The organism is Acinetobacter pittii ANC 4050, from assembly GCF_000399685.1.
Classification (GTDB): domain Bacteria; phylum Pseudomonadota; class Gammaproteobacteria; order Pseudomonadales; family Moraxellaceae; genus Acinetobacter; species Acinetobacter pittii_E.
Genome location: NZ_KB976987.1, coordinates 3,818,443 through 3,836,826 on the forward strand (window position 1 = coordinate 3,818,443; position 18,384 = coordinate 3,836,826).

15 protein-coding genes are annotated in these 18,384 nt (G+C 39.5%); 14 read left to right on the top strand and 1 reads right to left on the bottom strand.

Features of this window, described 5'->3' with window-relative positions:
* The first annotated feature begins 98 nt into the window (after positions 1-98).
* The 10 genes from sdhC to sucD all read left to right on the top strand — a co-directional run bounded on the left by sdhC (position 99) and on the right by sucD (position 11,755).
* Positions 99-500: a succinate dehydrogenase, cytochrome b556 subunit gene (sdhC, locus tag F931_RS21750; RefSeq protein ID WP_080649565.1), complete on the top strand. Its 402-nt coding sequence runs from the start codon at positions 99-101 to the stop codon at positions 498-500.
* Positions 500-865 carry a succinate dehydrogenase, hydrophobic membrane anchor protein gene (gene sdhD, locus F931_RS21755; RefSeq protein ID WP_000833672.1) on the top strand — a complete coding sequence of 122 codons (366 nt, stop codon included), beginning with the start codon at positions 500-502 and terminating at the stop codon, positions 863-865. Before sdhC ends, sdhD begins: the two co-directional genes overlap by 1 nt.
* Positions 866-877: 12 nt before the next feature.
* The gene (gene sdhA, locus F931_RS21760; protein ID WP_002116225.1) at positions 878-2,713 is read left to right on the top strand and encodes a succinate dehydrogenase flavoprotein subunit; all 1,836 of its coding nucleotides are present in this window, start codon (positions 878-880) and stop codon (positions 2,711-2,713) included.
* A 14-nt stretch (positions 2,714-2,727) separates the two neighbouring features.
* Positions 2,728-3,438, top strand: coding sequence for a succinate dehydrogenase iron-sulfur subunit (gene sdhB, locus F931_RS21765; protein ID WP_004705893.1), 711 nt, complete (start codon positions 2,728-2,730; stop codon positions 3,436-3,438).
* Positions 3,439-3,721: 283 nt separating this feature from the next.
* Positions 3,722-3,850 (top strand): hypothetical protein, encoded by a 129-nt coding sequence (locus tag F931_RS22340; protein WP_002116082.1) that lies wholly within the window; start codon positions 3,722-3,724, stop codon positions 3,848-3,850.
* Between the two features lie 157 nt (positions 3,851-4,007).
* A complete protein-coding gene (sucA, locus tag F931_RS21770; RefSeq protein ID WP_016143215.1) occupies positions 4,008-6,848 on the top strand; it encodes a 2-oxoglutarate dehydrogenase E1 component in 2,841 nt (946 codons plus the stop codon).
* On the top strand, positions 6,848-8,041 hold the full coding sequence (gene odhB / locus F931_RS21775) for a 2-oxoglutarate dehydrogenase complex dihydrolipoyllysine-residue succinyltransferase (RefSeq protein ID WP_016143216.1): 1,194 nt from the start codon (positions 6,848-6,850) through the stop codon (positions 8,039-8,041). The genes sucA and odhB overlap by 1 nt, the downstream gene beginning before the upstream one ends.
* A gap of 61 nt (positions 8,042-8,102) precedes the next feature.
* On the top strand, positions 8,103-9,536 hold the full coding sequence (gene lpdA / locus F931_RS21780) for a dihydrolipoyl dehydrogenase (RefSeq protein WP_002116053.1): 1,434 nt from the start codon (positions 8,103-8,105) through the stop codon (positions 9,534-9,536).
* A 147-nt stretch (positions 9,537-9,683) separates the two neighbouring features.
* Positions 9,684-10,850, top strand: a complete 1,167-nt coding sequence (gene sucC, locus F931_RS21785) for an ADP-forming succinate--CoA ligase subunit beta (protein ID WP_001048573.1) — start codon at positions 9,684-9,686, stop codon at positions 10,848-10,850.
* 14 nt (positions 10,851-10,864) lie between these two features.
* Entirely contained in the window at positions 10,865-11,755 is an 891-nt protein-coding gene (gene sucD, locus F931_RS21790; RefSeq protein WP_000114637.1) for a succinate--CoA ligase subunit alpha, read from the top strand.
* A gap of 413 nt (positions 11,756-12,168) precedes the next feature.
* Here sucD and trpS read toward each other — a convergent pair whose 3' ends face one another.
* Positions 12,169-13,182, bottom strand: coding sequence for a tryptophan--tRNA ligase (gene trpS, locus F931_RS21795; protein ID WP_016143217.1), 1,014 nt, complete (start codon positions 13,180-13,182; stop codon positions 12,169-12,171).
* A gap of 208 nt (positions 13,183-13,390) precedes the next feature.
* Here trpS and F931_RS21800 point away from each other — a divergent pair, with 208 nt between their 5' ends.
* The 4 genes from F931_RS21800 to F931_RS21815 all read left to right on the top strand — a co-directional run.
* Complete coding sequence (locus tag F931_RS21800; protein WP_016143218.1) at positions 13,391-14,320, top strand: DUF808 domain-containing protein; 930 nt, start codon at positions 13,391-13,393, stop codon at positions 14,318-14,320.
* Positions 14,321-14,347: 27 nt separating this feature from the next.
* Complete coding sequence (locus F931_RS21805) at positions 14,348-15,247, top strand: KPN_02809 family neutral zinc metallopeptidase (protein ID WP_016143219.1); 900 nt, start codon at positions 14,348-14,350, stop codon at positions 15,245-15,247.
* A gap of 240 nt (positions 15,248-15,487) precedes the next feature.
* On the top strand, positions 15,488-16,990 hold the full coding sequence (locus F931_RS21810; protein WP_016143220.1) for a cation:proton antiporter: 1,503 nt from the start codon (positions 15,488-15,490) through the stop codon (positions 16,988-16,990).
* 457 nt (positions 16,991-17,447) lie between these two features.
* On the top strand, positions 17,448-18,384 hold a 937-nt coding region (locus F931_RS21815), incomplete at its 3' end, for a BapA/Bap/LapF family prefix-like domain-containing protein (RefSeq protein ID WP_016143221.1).

Here is an 18,384-nt window from a genome sequence, read left to right on the forward strand (position 1 = left end):
TGTCGTTTATAGGTTAGGCATGAGCTGTGCTTGCCTAACAATGCCAGCTTTCCTTGGAATTAATTCAACAAACTCCGGTCGGAGTTTCTACCTACAGGATGCCCGCTGTGAAAAGCAACAGACCTGTCAATTTGTCCATGGGTCAGGTGTTAGCGGTAAATTTACGCTCACCCGTGGCTATTGCATCAATTTTACACCGTTTATCAGGTGTCATCGTTTTCTTATTAGTACCAGTTCTCTTATGGATTCTAGATAAATCATTATCTTCACCAGAAGGATTTGACTACGTTAAAAATGTCGTTTTTGGAAATATCCTTGTACGTTTTGTTGTTTGGGTATTTGCAGCCGGCTTGATATTCCACTTTATTGCTGGAGTTAAGCACTTACTTGCAGATTTAGGTTTTGCTGAAGAACTGCAAAGTGGTCGTATTGCAGCGACAATTTCATTGATCTTATCTGTGGTAGCCATTATCGCAGCCTTTATATGGATTATGTTCTAATGAAAAGTGCTACAGGTTTAACTGGTTCAGGTTCTCGTGATTGGTTTATCCAGCGTGTAAGTGCGGTTGTATTAGCGGCTTATACTGTTGTTCTTTTTGGTTGGATTCTCTGCAAAGGCGGATTTGACTATCAACAGTGGGCTGGCTTCATGATGACATTACCAATGAAGATTTTTTCTTTATTGGCAATTTTATCGCTTATCGCACACGCATGGATTGGTATGTGGCAAGTTTTCACTGACTATGTCACTACACGTCAAATGGGTCCTTCAGCGAAAGGTTTACGCCTTGTACTGACGACGGCTGTCATTATTGCAGTGTTTGTGTACGCAATCTGGGGTATCCAGATTTTCTGGGCGAATTGATAGGAAGATATCATGGGCGCGATAACCCCTAAAGAAGATTATTCAAATATTCAAAACCTCACTTTCGATGCAGTTATCGTTGGTGGTGGTGGTTCTGGTATGCGTGCATCTTACCAACTCGCTCAAGCGGGTTTGAAGGTTGCAGTGCTCACTAAAGTTTTCCCGACACGTTCGCACACAGTAGCCGCTCAAGGTGGTATCGGTGCGTCGTTAGGTAACATGCAAGAAGATAACTGGCATTTCCACTTTTACGATACAGTAAAAGGTTCTGACTGGTTAGGTGACCAAGACGCAATTGAATTTATGTGTCGTGAAGCACCAAAAGTTGTGTATGAACTTGAACACATGGGTATGCCTTTTGACCGTAACGCTGATGGTACAATTTACCAACGTCCGTTCGGTGGTCACTCTGCTAACTATGGTGATAAACCAGTTCCACGTGCTTGTGCTGCAGCAGACCGTACAGGTCATGCGTTATTGCATACGCTTTATCAAAGCAACGTGAAAATGGGCACTCAGTTCTTCGTTGAATGGATCGCGCTTGATTTGATCCGTAACGAAGCAGGTGATGTTCTTGGTGTAACAGCGATTGACCAAGAAACTGGTAACATCGCAGTATTCCAAGCAAAAGCGACATTATTTGCGACTGGTGGTGCTGGTCGTGTTTACCGTGCATCAACAAATGCTTATATCAATACTGGTGACGGTCTTGGTATGGCTGCTCGTGCAGGTATTCCATTACAAGATATGGAATTCTGGCAATTCCACCCAACAGGTGTTGCGGGCGCTGGTGTATTGTTGACTGAAGGTTGTCGTGGTGAAGGTGCGATCCTTCGTAATAAAGACGGCGAACCGTTCATGGAGCGTTATGCACCGACTTTAAAAGACTTGGCTCCACGTGACTTCGTATCACGCTCTATGGACCAAGAAATTAAAGAAGGTCGTGGTTGCGGTCCAAAAGGTGATTATATCTTACTTGATATGACTCACTTGGGTGCTGATACAATCATGAAGCGTTTACCATCTGTATTTGAGATTGGTAAAAAATTCGCGAACGTTGACATTACTAAAGAACCAATTCCTGTGGTACCAACAATCCATTATCAAATGGGTGGTATTCCTACGAATATGCATGGTCAAGTGTGCTTACCTGAAGCAGGTACAGACAACTACACTAAACCTGTAAAAGGTTTCTATGCAATTGGTGAATGTTCTTGTGTATCAGTACATGGTGCAAACCGTTTAGGTACTAACTCACTTCTTGACTTGGTTGTATTTGGTAAAGCTGCTGGTGAGCACATTATCGACTACGTAACTAAGCATCATGGCGATGAATATGCACCGCTTCCAACAAACGTATTAGAGCAAACATTAGATCGCGTACGTAAGTTGGATGAGTCAACTTCTGGTGAAAATGCTCAAGAAGTTGCTGATGCAATTCGTGATATCGTTCAAGACCATGCTGGTGTATTCCGTACTCAAGCTTTGCTTGATAAAGGTGTAAAAGAGATCCTTGCTCTTGAGCCACGTGTACGTAATATTCACTTGAAAGATAAGTCTAAAGTATTTAACACTGCACGTGTTGAAGCGCTTGAAGTTGAAAACTTATATGAAGTTGCAAAAGCGACATTAATTTCAGCTGCTGCGCGTAAAGAATGTCGTGGTGCGCATACGGTAGTTGATTATGAATTACCAGCTGATCACCCAACTTATTCATACGGTCGCCGTGATGATGAGTGGATGAAGCATACTTTATGGTATTCATCAGACAACCGTTTGGAATATAAGCCAGTGCGCTTCAAACCGTTGACTGTTGATGCAATTCCACCAGCACCACGTACATTCTAATCGGGAGTATAAAGATGAGTAGAGGTACTCGTACATTCGAAATCTACCGCTATGATCCTGATAAGGATAAAGCGCCGTACATGCAAACTTTCAAGCTTGAATTGACTGATAAGCACCGTATGTTGCTTGATGCATTACTTGCATTGAAAGTTCAAGACGAAACATTAACATTCCGTCGTTCTTGCCGTGAAGGTATTTGTGGTTCGGATGGTGTGAATATTAATGGTAAAAATGGTTTGGCTTGTTTATGGAATTTAAACGACTTACCTGAAAAAATTGTAATTCGTCCATTACCAGGTTTGCCAGTTATTAAAGATTTGGTTGTTGATATGAACCAATTCTATGATCAATATGACAAAATTCAGCCATTCTTGATCAATAACCAGCCAGCTCCACCTAAAGAGCGTTTACAGTCTCCTGAAGAGCGTGAACACTTAAATGGTCTGTATGAGTGTATTCTTTGTGCATGTTGTTCAACTTCATGCCCATCATTCTGGTGGAACCCTGATAAATTCTTGGGTCCTTCAGCATTGTTGAATGCATACCGTTTTATTATCGACTCTCGTGATACTGCTACTGCAGACCGTTTGGCTCGTCTTGACGATCCGTTCAGTTTGTTCCGTTGTAAAGGTATTATGAACTGTGTGTCAGTATGTCCTAAAGGTCTAAACCCTACAAAAGCAATCGGTCACATCCGTAATATGCTATTAGATCAAGCGGGTTAATTCTGCACAAATGGAAAACGCGCATCCTTGATGTGCGTTTTTTTTTAATTTTATAATGTAAACTTTAGACTTTGGTCGAAAAGAGCGAGGTTTTTATATATTGCACCATATATTAAAAGATAAAATCGTTTATGTATTTCGCCAATTTATAGGTGGTATGTGTCAAAAAAATCAATCGTTGTTTAAGAACATGATACGATTTGCCACAAAGTTATAGGTGAAAAAAGCGTATACTAGTAGAATTAATTTAAGTAGCACGATCTTAGATCTGTGCTTAATTTTTATGGTTAAAGTCATTTTAGAAAAGTTAATTTTAAAGTTAATTTTTCTAAAAAGATTTGCAAAAAATTGCTCGGTTTTAATCGAGTATAAGGTGAGTGATGATGCCATTGAGGGCGTTGTGATTCATTAATTACCTATGGAGTTTTCTCTCTAGGTAGTATGACGCCCCATGGTCTTAAAGACCTGTTGGGTAAGTAATGCCTTTTTTACCAATTTGGCATTATGCATCATGGGTATGCTTAAAAGGCAGCCTGTAATATTTTTTGCAATAGGAAATGGGTCCACAAATGCAAGAAGTTGCTGACGCATTGCGTCTTGACACTGAACTTTCCGCTGATAGTGCAGCGTATATTGAAGAACTTTACGAGCAGTACCTGACTTCCCCAACCTCTGTAGCTGAGGACTGGCGCCAATATTTCGATAAATATCCAAAGGGTGACCAACCACACAGCGCTGTGCGTGAGCAATTCCTATTACTAGGACGTAATGCTAATCGTGTTCAACCTGTTGTACAAAGTACGGTAAGTACTGAGCATGAGCGTCGTCAAATTGGCGTTTTACAACTTATTGCTGCTTATCGTAATCGCGGACATCAAAAAGCTAAATTAGATCCATTAGGTCTTGCTAAGCGTGAAGAGATTCCAGATTTAGATCTTTCAGCTCACGGTTTAACCAAATCAGATTTAGACACTGTATTCAATACCGGCAATCTTGAAATCGGCAAAAGTGAAGCAACGCTTGCTGAAATGATTGAAGCAATGGAGGCAATCTATTGTGGTTCAATCGGTGTTGAATACATGCATATCGTGGACACAAAAGAAAAGCGTTGGATTCAACAGCGTCTTGAAAGTGCTCGTGGTAAATTCAATTACACAAATGATCAAAAGAAAGGCTTCTTAGAGCGTTTAACTGCTGCAGAAGGTCTTGAAAAATATCTTGGTAATAAATACGTCGGTGCTAAACGCTTTGGTGTTGAAGGCGGCGAATCTTTTATTCCTATGGTAAACGAGATTATCCAGCGTGCTGGTGCTGTAGGTTGTAAAGAAGTTGTTATTGGTATGCCACACCGTGGCCGCTTAAACCTTCTTGTGAATATTATGGGTAAAAACCCTGCGGACTTATTTGGTGAGTTCGAAGGTAAATCAATTCATAAAAAAGGTTCTGGCGACGTTAAATACCACCAAGGTTTCTCAAGTAATGTAATGACTCCAGGTGGCGAAGTTCACTTGGCATTGGCATTTAACCCATCTCACTTGGAAATTGTTGGGCCTGTAGTTGAAGGTTCTGTACGTGCGCGTCAAGTACGTCGTAGAGACATTGGCGGTGATGACGTTTTACCAGTGATTGTTCATGGTGATGCGGCATTTGCAGGTCAAGGCGTGAACATGGAAACCTTCCAAATGTCACAAACTCGTGGCTATACAGTTGGTGGTACAGTTCATATTATTGTGAACAACCAAGTAGGTTTCACAACTTCTGATCCTCGTGATGCACGTTCTACAGAATACTGTACAGACGTTGCTAAAATGATTCAGGCACCAATTTTCCATGTAAATGGTGATGATCCTGAAGCTGTTATCTTTGCTACTCAATTAGCACATGATTTCCGTCACGAATTCCGTAAAGATGTTGTTATCGATTTGTTCTGTTATCGCCGTCGTGGCCATAACGAAGCAGATGAGCCATCTGGTACACAACCATTGATGTATCAAGTAATTGCTAAGAAGGCAACTACTCGTACACTTTATGCTGATCAACTTGTTCAACAAAAAGTAATTGATCGTGCTGAAGCAGACCAAATGGTTGAAGATTATCGTTCTGATTTAGAAGCGGGTAATCATGTAGCAAATGCATTAATTCTTGAACCAAATACCAAAATGTTTGTAGATTGGACTCCATATTTGGGTCATGACTACACAGACGATTGGGATACTTCATTTGACTTAAATCGCTTAAAAGAATTAGGCGAGGGCATGAGCAAACTTCCTGAAGGGTTTGTAATGCAGCGTCAGGTTCAAAAAGTAATTGAAGATCGCGTAAAAATGCAAACTGGTGAAACTCCTTTAAACTGGGGTGCAGCAGAAACTTTAGCTTATGCAACTTTATTAGATGAAGACTATCTAGTTCGTATTACTGGTGAAGACGTGGGTCGTGGTACCTTCTCACACCGTCATGCGAAATTGCATAACCAAGCTGACGGTTCAACTTACATTCCTCTTTGTCATGTTAAAGAGAACCAACCACGTTTTGCAATTTACGATTCTTTATTGTCTGAAGAAGCTGTTCTTGCTTTCGAATATGGTTATGCAACTACAATTCCTAAGAGCTTAATTATTTGGGAAGCACAATTTGGTGACTTCGTAAACTGTGCTCAGGTTGTAATTGACCAGTTCATTGCTTCTGGTGAGACTAAGTGGGAGCGTGTTTGTGGTTTAACAATGTTGTTACCACACGGTTTCGAAGGTCAAGGTCCAGAACACTCATCAGCTCGTTTAGAACGTTTCTTACAGTTATGTGCTGAAGATAATATGCAAGTGATCACTCCAACGACACCTGCACAGATTTTCCACGCATTACGTCGTCAAGCTGTACGCCCAATTCGTAAGCCATTGATTGTAATGTCACCAAAATCTTTACTTCGTCATAAACTTGCGACTTCTACTTTAGAAGAGCTTGCAAATGGTTCATTCCAAACTGTAATTGACGAAATCGATCAAATTAATAAGTCAGATGTAACTCGTCTTGTACTTTGTGGCGGTAAAGTTTATTACGACTTACTCGAAAAACGTCGTGAACAAAACTTAACTAATGTCGCAATTGTACGTATTGAACAGTTGTATCCATATCCAGAGCAACGTCTTGCAGAAATCTTGGCTGCATATCCAAACGTGAAAGAACTTGTTTGGGCACAAGAAGAGCCGAAGAACCAAGGCGCATGGTTATTTATTGCACCACGTTTATATGACGATATCTTAAAGTCTGGCAAACAAATCCGTATCAGTTTTGCAGGTCGTGAAGCTTCTGCTGCACCAGCTTGTGGCTCACCGTACTTGCATGCAAAACAACAAGCTCAGCTAATTAATGATGCATTGGCAATCGAAGCTGAACAATCAGGAGATTCTCAATAATGGCAACCGAAATTAAAGCACCGGTATTCCCAGAGTCTGTTGCAGATGGAACCATCGCAACTTGGCATAAAAAGGTGGGTGAACCTGTATCACGTGACGAAGTGATCTGTGATATTGAAACCGACAAAGTTGTTTTAGAAGTTGTTGCTCCTGCTGATGGTAGCTTAGTTGCGATCATTAAAGATGAAGGCGATACAGTTCTTTCTGACGAAGTGATTGCTCAGTTTGAAGCTGGTGCTGGTGCAGCAGCGGCTGCTCCTGCAGTAGAGCAAGCGGCTGCTCAGACTCAAGCTGGTGCGGCTCCTGTTGTTGAGCGTACAGAAACTGTATCTGACCAAGCTCCTGCAGTTCGTAAAGCGTTAACTGAATCTGGTATTGCTGCTGCTGACGTACAAGGTACTGGCCGTGGTGGTCGTATCACTAAAGAAGATGTGGCAAACCATCAAGCTAAACCAGCTGCTAACGTTACTCCGTTAAGCGTAGCTGTTGGTGAGCGTATCGAAAAACGTGTTCCAATGACTCGTTTACGTAAGCGTGTAGCTGAGCGTCTTCTAGCTGCTACTCAAGAAACAGCAATGTTAACTACATTCAACGAAGTTAACATGAAGCCAATCATGGAATTACGTAAGCAATATAAAGATGCGTTTGAAAAACGCCATGGTGCTCGTTTAGGCTTCATGTCATTCTTTGTTAAAGCTGCTACTGAAGCACTTAAACGCTACCCAGCGGTAAATGCTTCAATTGATGGCGATGATATTGTTTATCACGGTTACTATGACATCGGTGTTGCAGTATCTTCTGATCGTGGTCTTGTTGTTCCAGTATTACGTGATACTGACCGTATGAGCTATGCAGAAGTTGAAGCAGGTATTGCTGCTTATGCTGGTAAAGCACGTGATGGTAAATTATCTATCGAAGAAATGACTGGTGGTACTTTCACAATCACTAACGGTGGTACTTTCGGTTCATTACTTTCAACTCCAATTTTGAATCAGCCACAAACTGGTATCTTGGGTATGCACAAAATCCAAGAGCGTCCTATGGCTGTAAATGGTCAAGTTGAAATCTTGCCAATGATGTATTTAGCGCTTTCTTATGACCACCGTATGATTGATGGTAAAGAAGCTGTAGGTTTCTTGGTAGCAATCAAAGAATTGTTAGAAGAACCAGCTAAACTCATCCTTGATCTTTAATTTCTTCGAATAATATTACCGAGGTAGAGTGATCCTCTATCTCGGACCATGGAGATAAACAATGTCTCAACAATTTGATCTTGTTGTTATTGGCGGTGGTCCTGGTGGTTATGAAGCTGCGATTCGTGCTGCTCAACTAGGTTTTAAAGTCGCTTGTATCGAAAAACGTATTCACAACGGTAAGCCATCTTTAGGTGGTACATGCTTAAACGTGGGTTGTATTCCTTCTAAAGCATTACTTGATTCTTCTCACCGTTATGAAGATACAGTACATCACTTGGCTGATCACGGTATCACTACAGGTGAAGTGAATTTTGATCTTGCTAAGCTTCTTGCTCGCAAAGACAAAATTGTTGACCAATTAACTGGTGGTATCGATCAATTGCTTAAAGGCAATGGTATTGAGTGGTTAAAAGGTACTGGTAAATTACTTGCTGGTAAAAAAGTTGAGTTTGTTTCTCATGAAGGTGAAACTCAAGTTTTAGAGCCTAAATACGTTATTCTTGCGTCTGGTTCTGTACCTGTAAATATTCCAGTAGCTCCTGTAGATCAAGATATTATTGTTGATTCAACTGGTGCATTGAACTTTCCAGAAGTACCTAAGCGTTTAGGTGTTATTGGTGCTGGTGTAATCGGTTTAGAGCTTGGTTCTGTTTGGCGTCGTCTTGGTGCTGAAGTTGTTGTTTTTGAAGCAATGGATGCATTCTTACCAATGGCTGATAAAGCTTTGGCAAAAGACTATCAAAAACTTTTAACTAAGCAAGGCCTTGATATTCGTATTGGTGCTAAAGTTTCTGGTACTGAAATTAATGGTCGTGAAGTGACTGTTAAATACACTCAAGGTGGCGAAGAAAAAACTCAGACTTTTGACAAATTAATCGTTTGTGTAGGCCGTAAAGCTTATGCAGAAGGTTTATTGGCAGATGATTCAGGCATTAAATTGACTGAACGTGGTCTAGTAGAAGTAAACGATCACTGTGCAACTTCTGTAGAAGGTGTATACGCGATTGGTGACTTGGTTCGCGGTCCAATGCTTGCTCATAAAGCAATGGAAGAAGGTGTAATGGCTGTTGAACGTATTCACGGTCATGCTGCTCAAGTGAACTATGACACAATCATTTCTGTTATCTATACACATCCGGAAGCGGCTTGGGTTGGTTTAACTGAAGAACAAGCTAAAGAAAAAGGTCATGAAGTTAAAACTGGTCAATTTGGTTTTGCTGTAAATGGTCGTGCTTTAGCGGCGGGTGAAGGTGCTGGTTTTGTTAAGTTTGTTGCTGATGCAAAAACTGACCGTTTATTAGGTATGCATGTTATTGGACCTGCGGCATCTGATATCGTACACCAAGGTATGATCGCTCTTGAATTTGTATCTTCTGTTGAAGATCTTCAGTTAATGACATTTGGTCACCCAACATTCTCTGAAGTTGTTCATGAAGCTGCACTTGCTGTAGATGGTCGTGCAATTCACGCGATTCAACGTAAGCGTAAATAAAATAAAGAGCGGTTCTCCGCTCTTTTTCACATTCGATGGTGTGATTAAAAAAGCATCAAGGTGAAAGACGTAGACAGCAATTTGCATATGCAACATGAGAATGTTGCGCAAATTGAAGACAACAAACAAAGTTAAGTAGGTAACTAAATGAACTTACATGAGTATCAAGCTAAAGCGTTATTGAAAGAATATGGTATGCCAGTACAAGAAGGTATCTTGGCTACCAATGCAGACGAAGCAGTTGCTGCATTTGAACAGCTTGGTGGTAAATTCGCGGTAATGAAAGCGCAAGTTCATGCTGGTGGTCGTGGTAAGGCTGGTGGCGTTAAAGTTGCAAAATCTAAAGAAGACGTTATCGAATTTGCAAACAATATCATTGGTACTCGTCTTGTAACGTATCAAACAGATGCAAATGGTCAACCAGTAAACAGCATTATTGTTGCTGAAGACGTATACCCAGTTGAGCGTGAGCTTTACTTGGGCGCGGTTGTAGACCGTTCTAGCCGTCGTATTACTTTCATGGCTTCTACAGAAGGTGGTGTAGAAATCGAGAAAGTTGCAGAAGAAACTCCAGAAAAAATTATCAAAGTTGAAGTTGATCCATTAGTTGGTTTACAACCATTCCAAGCGCGTGAAGTTGCGTTTGCTTTAGGTTTGAAAGACAAACAAATCGGTCAATTTGTAAAAATCATGACAGCTGCTTACCAAGCATTTGTTGAAAATGATTTTGCATTATTTGAAATTAACCCACTTTCAGTTCGTGAAAATGGTGAAATTTTATGTGTAGACGCGAAAGTAGGTATCGACTCTAACGCGCTTTACCGTTTACCTAAAGTTGCTGCTTTACGTGACAAATCTCAAGAGAATGAGCGTGAATTAAAAGCATCTGAATTTGATCTTAACTATGTTGCTTTAGAAGGTAACATTGGTTGTATGGTTAACGGTGCTGGTCTTGCAATGGCAACTATGGACATCATTAAACTTTATGGTGGTCAGCCTGCAAACTTCCTTGACGTTGGTGGCGGTGCAACTAAAGAGCGCGTAATTGAAGCGTTCAAAATCATCCTTGCTGATACGTCTGTACAAGGTGTTTTAATCAACATCTTTGGTGGTATCGTACGTTGTGACATGATTGCTGAAGCAATTATTGCAGCGGTTCAAGAAGTAAATGTAACTGTTCCAGTTGTTGTTCGTTTAGAAGGTAACAACGCTGAGTTAGGTGCTAAATTACTTGATGAATCTGGTTTGAAATTAATTTCTGCGAACGGCTTGTCTGATGCCGCAGAAAAAGTTGTAGCTGCAGTTAAAGCGTAAGGGGAGTATCAATCATGAGCGTATTAATTAATAAAGACACTAAAGTATTGGTACAAGGTTTTACTGGTAAAAACGGTACTTTCCACTCTGCACAAGCTTTAGACTACGGTACAAAAGTTGTTGGTGGTGTTACTCCAGGTAAAGGTGGTACTACTCACCTTGACCTACCAGTATTCAACACAATGAAAGAAGCTGTACGTGAAACAAATGCAGATGCATCTGTAATCTATGTACCAGCTCCATTCGTTTTAGACTCAATCGTTGAAGCGGTTGATTCAGGTGTTGGCCTAATCGTTGTGATCACTGAAGGTGTTCCAACAATCGACATGCTTAAAGCAAAACGTTATTTAGAAACTAACGGTAACGGTACTCGTTTAGTTGGTCCTAACTGCCCAGGCGTGATCACTCCGGGTGAATGTAAGATTGGTATTATGCCTGGTCATATTCACCAACCAGGTCGTATTGGTATCATCTCACGTTCAGGTACATTGACTTATGAAGCTGTTGCTCAAACAACTAAGCTTGGTTTAGGTCAGTCTACTTGTATCGGTATCGGTGGTGACCCAATCCCAGGTATGAACCAAATCGAAGCTCTTCAATTGTTCCAAGACGATCCAGATACTGATGCAATCATCATGATCGGTGAGATCGGTGGTACAGCGGAAGAAGAAGCTGCTGAATTCATCAAATCTAACGTGACTAAACCTGTAGTAGGTTACATTGCTGGTGTAACTGCACCTAAAGGTAAACGTATGGGTCACGCTGGTGCGATCATTTCTGGTGGTCAAGGTACTGCTGAAGAGAAATTCGCTGCGTTTGAAAAAGCAGGTATGGCTTACACTCGTAGCCCAGCTGAGCTTGGTTCAACAATGTTGCAAGTTTTAAAAGAGAAAGGCTTAGCTTAATCGCTTTATCCTGAATCTTAAAAAGCACCGCATCTGAAAATGATGTGGTGCTTTTTTATTTATTAAAAATAAATAAGCAAAATTTTATAAGTAAAGTTAAATCAAAAATAAAATATTTAGGCAAAAAAATACGCAATGATTGGGGTGATCATTGCGTAGAACAACGAATCTGTAAAAACAGTTTCGGTTTAAGGAGAAATGTCGTGAGGCTCATATGATGTGACCTACACAGTGAATAATAGATACAGTTAAGATTCTCTTCATTGCTATTAGCGTTAATAAGTGTTACTTCACGTTAATAGGGTAAAAGCATGTGAATAGTCGTCAATACGTTAGTAATTCTAAAAAATGAATATTATAAAAATTAAACAAATACAAAAAAAGCCCCGTAGGGCTTTTAGTTTCAAAGAGAATTAAAATCTAAATAAACCTAAACCATCTTTAACTTCGTCTAAAGTCTGCTGAGTAATAAGTCGACACTTATCTGTACCTTGGCGTAAAACATCCATAATGTAGTCAGGATCTTTAGCAAGTTCTTCGCGACGTTCACGAATAGGCGTAATTAACTCTTTTAACACACCTTCAAGACGTTTTTTAACTGTACCATCACCAAGACCACCACGACGATAGTGAGCTTTTAACTCTTCAACTTCTTCTTTATTTGGATCAAATGCATCTAAATAGGTAAATACAATATTGCCTTCAACTTGACCTGGATCTTCGATACGAAGGTGGTTTGGGTCTGTATACATCGCATTTACAGCTTTCTTGATGTCTTTATCAGAAGCATTTAAAACGATGGTATTGCCTAATGATTTAGACATTTTCGCTTTACCATCAAAGCCAGGTAAACGTGCCATGTTAGAAAGCAAAGCTTTACATTCAGGCAAAAGATCTTGACCAATTTGACGGTTTACACGGCGTACCACTTCGTTCGTTTGTTCAATCATTGGAATCTGATCTTCACCTACCGGAACGACAGTCGCTTTGAAAGCAGTAATGTCAGCCGCTTGTGCAACAGGGTAGCAGAGGAAACCGGCTGGAATATCACGCTCGAAACCACGCATTTGAATTTCAGACTTAATGGTTGGGTTACGTTCTAAACGTGCAACAGTTACGAAGTTAAGATAGAGCATGGTGAGCTCATTCAGTGCTGGCAAGCAAGATTGAACACAAATGGTAGTTTTTGTTGGATCAATGCCGACAGCTAGATAATCTAGAGCTACTTCCAAAATATTGCGACGGACTTTATCTGGGTTATCTGCATTGTCTGTTAATGCTTGTGCATCTGCTAATAAGAGATGTTGATGATGGCTATCCTGTAAACCTACACGAGAACGCAAAGAACCGACAAAATGCCCAAGATGAAGTTGTCCGGTTGGGCGGTCGCCTGTCAAAATAATTGGACGCTGATCAACATTACTCATTATTTATTCCACTGTCTTATTGGCTTAATCAGGGGGTAGTAAGCCCTGCAATATAAAAGATTGGCATTATTGTACGGGAAATAAAAAAAATTCGTCAGCGATTGGATAAACTTTTCTTAAAATAATATTGTGAATTTATTCAGTAAAATTACAGAAATTCAAAAAAATCATCTTACAATAGCTTAATAAATACAAACTTGGATAAGAAATGGCAAGTGGCTTACTTTTATTACTAGATGATATTGCAACAATTTTAGATGATGTTGCTTTAATGAGTAAAATGGCAGCGAAGAAAACTGCCGGAGTTTTAGGTGATGATTTAGCCCTGAACGCCCAGCAAGTAACAGGTGTTCGTGCAGATCGTGAGCTTCCTATTGTTTGGAAAGTCGCTAAAGGCTCATTTGTTAATAAGCTCATTTTGGTTCCTTTAGCTTTATTAATTAGCGTGATTGCGCCTTGGCTCATTAACCCTTTATTAATGCTCGGAGGTTTATTTTTATGTTATGAGGGAGTCGAGAAAGTTCTCCATACCATTATGCATAAAAAAGCTTCTACACAAGAAGAAGCAAAAGCAGAGCTTGATAGTGAAGAATTAGATTTAGCAAATTTTGAGAAAGAAAAAATAAAAGGAGCAGTAAGGACAGACTTTATTTTATCAGCTGAAATCGTCGTTATTTCTTTAGGTACTGTGGCTACAGCTACTTTAATGACTAAGGTAAGTGTTCTCAGCATTATTGCCGTTGTCATGACAATCGGTGTGTATGGTCTGGTTGGCATGATTGTTAAAATTGATGACTTAGGATTATATTTAACTAAGCAAACTGCTTCATTTAAACAAACTATAGGTCGAGGTCTATTGGCTTTTGCTCCTATTTTGATGAAATTACTTTCAATCGTGGGCACTATTGCAATGTTTTTAGTGGGTGGCGGGATTATTAATCATACAATTCCGTTACTTCATCATTTAACTGAAGACACAGTAGATCACGTAGAAACAATACCAGCGGTAGGTAATATCATTGGTGCTTTAACACCGACACTGATTAACTTTGGAATAGGACTAGTTGCGGGTGCAATTGTTTTATTAATTGTAAGCTTAATACAAAAAATGTGGCCTAAAAAAGCATCGGGTTCATGATGCCATTCTAAAAAGAAGAGGGAAATTATGCGCTGGAAAGGTCGTCGAATTAGTAGCAATGTGGAAGACCGCCGAGGTGGTGGCGGTGTTAGAGCGGGCGGTATCAGTATTATTGGTTTAGTTGTTGCGTTTGTTGCGTGGAAGTTTTTTGGGGTCGATCCACAACAAGCTTATCAAGCAACGCAACAGGTTACTGCTTCCCAGCAATCAAATGCAACTGCGCCAGAAAGTTTAACAGCCGAACAAAAAGAAGCCTCGGATTTTGTTGGAACGGTTTTAGCTGATACAGAGGATACTTGGACTCCTATATTTAAACAGGTGGGTAAAACTTATACGCCACCAAGACTAGTATTATTTAGTGGAATGATTCAGTCAGGATGTGGTACTGCTCAATCTGCTATGGGTCCATTTTATTGTCCGGCAGATCAAAAGGTTTATATTGATACAGAATTCTTTAAAGATATGCGTCAGCAAATGGGAATTTCTGGTGAACAAAACCAAACTGAACTTTCCAGGGAAGATCAGGCTGGCGATTTTGCACAAGCTTATGTTGTTGCACATGAGGTAGGGCACCATGTTCAAACTCTGCTCGGTATTTCATCACAAGTCCAGCAAGCTCGTGCACAAGTGAGTCAAAGAGAAGGTAATCAATTATCTGTTCGCCAAGAATTACAAGCTGACTGTTTAGCAGGTATTTGGGCTAACCATAATCAACAGCGAACTCAGTTTTTAGAGCAAGGTGACATTGAAGAAGCGATGGATGCTGCTCAAAAAATTGGAGATGATTATTTACAGAAGCGTTCTACTGGTCAGATCGTTCCTGATAGCTTTACTCATGGTAGCAGTGAACAGCGAATGCATTGGTTCCAAGTCGGTTTAAAAACCGGTGACATTAACCAGTGTGACACCTTCAATAATTCAATCTAAATATAGAAGGATGAGACTTATTAATAGTATTTAAGAAGCTCATCCATCTTCCTTTAAATGTTAACTATAAATAATGTTAAGAAATTTAACAGATTGATAGATTGTTCAATCAATTCGTTAAACTTGCATCCGAATTTTCATTTTTTATGATCATGGCATTATTAATGCCTACATTTTGTTTAGTTTGGTCGACCTAGCAAAATTTTCTTATTTGGTCGTTGACCCAGAAGAAGGGTGTTCATGGGTAATTTTTTTCTACTACAAGCATTTACAGTGGTTTTTGCGCTATCAATTGCAACCACGATTTTTAATAAACGTATTTTGGGTTTTCCCCAAGCTATTGGTGTTCCTCTTGTTTCTGCGATTTTTGTCTTTATTCTACAGTGGGGTGCTAGCCTACTAAACGGTAACCAGTTTATCACCATCAATATTCATAATATTGAAGAAGCAGTACGCCATATCGATTTTTATGATTTTTTAATTAATGGTGTTATTTGTTTTATTCTGACTTCTTCGGCACTCAAATTTAAAATTTCAGATCTAAAAAGTTATTGGAAACAAATTAGTATTTTGGCAACGATTGCCTTAGTGCTGTGCGCCGTATTGTTTGGCAGTTTACTGTACGGATTCCAATTACTAGTTGGATATCACGTGCCAATTTTGGTGTTGTTACTTTTAGGTGCAGCTTTAGGGGCAACAGACCCTATTGGTATTAAAGGTGTGCTTAGTTCGATTCGTGCACCTCATCATTTAATTGTTAAGCTAGAAGGTGAATCATTATTTAATGATGCAATGTGTATTGCATTGTTTATGACTTTGCTCAATGTTTTGCAAGGTGAACACTTCTCATTGGTCGCAACCTTAGAAGCTCTACTCTATGAAATTGTTGTTGCAGTCGGGATTGGCTGGGCATTTGGGGTAGGGGTGTTGCGTCTATTACGTGGTAAACACGAAATGGAGTCCCTGATTTTAACAACCGCGCTACTCGCGAGTGGAGCATATTTGGTTGCTTTGTTCGCGCATGCATCAGCACCAATTGCTTGTGTAATTGGTGGCTTAATTGTTGGGAACAAATGGAAAGAAATACGAGAAGAGCGTGAGATTCAAGAAGTTAACCATTTCTGGCACACTGTAGAAGGAATTATTAACTCCTTCTTATTTACTTTAATTGGTTTAGAGCTATTTATTCTTGATTTAAACTTCAGCCTGATTTTAGGCGGTATTGTTGCGTTCTTTATCTTACATATTTCTCGTTTTGCAGCTAACTTTATGGCTTTTGCTTTTTTCCCCACAATGCGTAGAACCAAAAGCTACAATGGTAGTTTGACCATTTTATCTTGGGGTGGGGTACGAGGGGGGATTTCACTTGCATTGATTTTGGCCGTTGCCAATATTCCTGCTTTAAGCCCTTATAGTAGTATTCTGATTGGATATACCTTTATCAGTGTATTGTTATCCGGCATAGTCTGTGGTCTAGGTCTGCCAGCTGTGATGAATGCTTTTTATTACAATCCGAATGAAGAAACTGAAGGCTTAAAAGGTTTCTATCAGAGATTGTGTCATAAGATGAACCGAAGAGGTTTTCAGTATATTGTTGGAGAGGATGCACTGGGCAGAGAGACGATCACGGTTTTTAATCCAGATATTCTTGTTGACCAAAAAACTGAAGATGGAATTGCAACAATGCATGACCCAAATAAGTTACAAGAAGTAAAACGATTTGAAAGTCCCGATAATTTCTAAACTTAAATAGTTTTAAATTTTAGAAACCATTTAAAAATTAGGTTTTAGTGTAATAGTAAAATATTATCTAAAGCCTTTTTTTTCTATATATATCATTAATAATATATTTTATTTTATTAAGATATTAATGAGTGTTATATAAATATTTTAATTAAATGATTTTTCAACAAACAGTAAATAATAAAATATTAAATTTGTTTTATATATAAAACGTTTAATGCAATTTTTTATTAAATTAACACAAGAAAAACCTAATAAAGACTTATATATAATTTGTATTAATTAATTTTTTTTCTTTAGGTACTTTAGTATTTGTTTTTTTTATTTTAAAGTGTTTAATGTAAAAATGATCACATTACTTAATGTTTTTAAGTTGTAGGTCAAAAACTTAGAAACATTAAGTAAAAAGAATTATACATAAAATCATTTAAATCAATAATATAAAAGGAATACAGATATGCCTGAAATACAAATTATTGCTAAGGACAATCATAAAACCTTAGCAACAACAGAGGGAACTTCTGCAAAACTTTCAGAAGCATCGGTCGTATTGGTAAAAGTAGCCGCCAGTGATGTGTTGGTAGTAAATAGGGAGGGTACCAATGCAGTTATTCGCCTGAAAAATGGCCAAACCATTGTTATTGAAGACTTCTTTAGCGGTACAGCTGAACCTAAAGATAACAGCCTTGTTTTTCAAGACGAAAATGGACAGTTAATTTGGGCAAAATTCAAAGATGCTGAAAATGATGCCGACGCAGATGCTGACGCAGATGCAGATGCCGACAGCGATGTTGAACCACAAGCTCTGGTAGCAGAAGATTTACCAGCTGCTTTACCAGCAGAAGCACCACAAGAGTTGGTGTCTGATGTTATTTATCAACCTATTTCTTCAATTGAACCATTACTTTATCACGATGCAGGCATAAACCCATGGCTATGGGCTATCCCATTAGTTGCGGGTGGTATTATTGCTGCCGCATCGAACAGTGATAGTGATGATGATTCTTCAACGCCTACCGATACAACACCACCAAGTACAGATGGGGTGACCTTCACAGTTGACCCTGTTACTTCAGATAATGTAATTAATGCATCGGAAGCAGCAGGCAATGTCACCATTACAGGTGTATTGAAAAACATTCCAGCAGATGCGGCGAATACAGCCGTTACAGTTGTTATTAATGGGGTAACTTATAATGCAACTGTAGATAAAGCAGCGGGTACATGGACAGTAAGCGTACCAGGCAGTGGTTTAACAGCTGATGCAGATAAAACGATTGATGCTACTGTAACGTTTACGGATGCGGCAGGTAATAGCAGCACTGTTAAAGATACTCAAATTTATACGATCGATACTACAGCACCAAATGCCCCAGTAATTGACCCGGTTAACG

Bases quoted from the DNA above. Each gene is read 5' to 3' on its own strand.
- sdhC (WP_080649565.1), top strand. From the start codon at position 99: ATGCCCGCTGTGAAAAGCAACAGACCTGTCAATTTGTCCATGGGTCAG.
- sdhD (WP_000833672.1), top strand. From the start codon at position 500: ATGAAAAGTGCTACAGGTTTAACTGGTTCAGGTTCTCGTGATTGGTTT.
- sdhA (WP_002116225.1), top strand. From the start codon at position 878: ATGGGCGCGATAACCCCTAAAGAAGATTATTCAAATATTCAAAACCTC.
- sdhB (WP_004705893.1), top strand. From the start codon at position 2,728: ATGAGTAGAGGTACTCGTACATTCGAAATCTACCGCTATGATCCTGAT.
- F931_RS22340 (WP_002116082.1), top strand. From the start codon at position 3,722: ATGGTTAAAGTCATTTTAGAAAAGTTAATTTTAAAGTTAATTTTTCTA.
- sucA (WP_016143215.1), top strand. From the start codon at position 4,008: ATGCAAGAAGTTGCTGACGCATTGCGTCTTGACACTGAACTTTCCGCT.
- odhB (WP_016143216.1), top strand. From the start codon at position 6,848: ATGGCAACCGAAATTAAAGCACCGGTATTCCCAGAGTCTGTTGCAGAT.
- lpdA (WP_002116053.1), top strand. From the start codon at position 8,103: ATGTCTCAACAATTTGATCTTGTTGTTATTGGCGGTGGTCCTGGTGGT.
- sucC (WP_001048573.1), top strand. From the start codon at position 9,684: ATGAACTTACATGAGTATCAAGCTAAAGCGTTATTGAAAGAATATGGT.
- sucD (WP_000114637.1), top strand. From the start codon at position 10,865: ATGAGCGTATTAATTAATAAAGACACTAAAGTATTGGTACAAGGTTTT.
- trpS (WP_016143217.1), bottom strand. From the start codon at position 13,182: ATGAGTAATGTTGATCAGCGTCCAATTATTTTGACAGGCGACCGCCCA.
- F931_RS21800 (WP_016143218.1), top strand. From the start codon at position 13,391: ATGGCAAGTGGCTTACTTTTATTACTAGATGATATTGCAACAATTTTA.
- F931_RS21805 (WP_016143219.1), top strand. From the start codon at position 14,348: ATGCGCTGGAAAGGTCGTCGAATTAGTAGCAATGTGGAAGACCGCCGA.
- F931_RS21810 (WP_016143220.1), top strand. From the start codon at position 15,488: ATGGGTAATTTTTTTCTACTACAAGCATTTACAGTGGTTTTTGCGCTA.